The organism is Oleiphilus sp. HI0061 (genome assembly GCF_001635675.1).
The window spans coordinates 1-922 of sequence record NZ_LWFE01001113.1 but is presented as its reverse complement, the minus strand read 5'-3'; the positions used below and the strand labels follow the sequence as shown (position 1 = coordinate 922).

Sequence of the window (922 nt, the reverse complement as noted above, 5' to 3'; positions counted from 1 at the left end):
TCGATTTCTTCTAGGGCAACACCCGCATCTTGTGCAAGTCGAGCTCCTCGTACCACTTCTGCCGTGGTGTGTTCCATCGAGATTACCGCTTCGTTGGTATCTGTCTGAGTGGTTTTAACCAGTGCTTCAATCTGCTTGGTTGCAGCAGAAGAACGTTCCGCCAGTCTCTGTACTTCGTCGGCAACAACCGCGAAGCCTCGACCTGCATCCCCAGCCATCGATGCCTGAATCGCAGCGTTCAAAGATAGAATGTTGGTCTGGTCGGCAATGTCGTTGATCAAGGATACGATATCCCCGATTTCCTGAGATGATTCACCCAAGCGTTTGATACGTTTTGATGTTTCTTGAATCTGCTCACGAATAGTGTCCATGCCGTGGATGGTATTTTGTACCACTTCAGCACCTTTCTTCGCGATGGTTACCGATCTTTCCGCAACCGAAGTAGACTCTGCAGCGTTAGATGATACTTGGTCGATAGACACCGCCATTTCGTTAACCGCGGCAGAAGCACCCGCAATTTCTTGCGCCTGATGCTCTGAAGATTCAGCCAGCTGCATCGCTGTGCCCTGTGTTTCCTGGGCTGATGAAGCAACCTGTAAGGCGGTATCACGAATAGCTTTTACCAAGCCACGCATTTGGTCGATCGCGAAGTTAATCGAGTCAGCAATTGCACCCGTGAAATCCTCGGTTACTGTTGCTTCTGTTGTCAGGTCACCATCAGCAAGGTCGGCAAGTTCATCAAGTAAACGTAAGATTGCGTTTTGGTTCTGTTCGTTCTGTTCTTCCGTCATTTGCAGACGATTTTGAGATTCGCGGTATAAGTACCAGCCAGCATAAACAATCAACATGATGATTAGCGCTAGAATGATATAAGCCGTATTCGGGTTAAAGAAGCGGTCATCAGCCTGGTTTTGGAACTGGT

General features: G+C 48.6%; 1 protein-coding gene. It reads right to left on the bottom strand.

The genetic code is table 11. The features are described from left to right. Positions 1–922: methyl-accepting chemotaxis protein (locus A3735_RS16395; RefSeq protein WP_231882564.1), on the bottom strand; the 922-nt coding region annotated here is incomplete at both ends.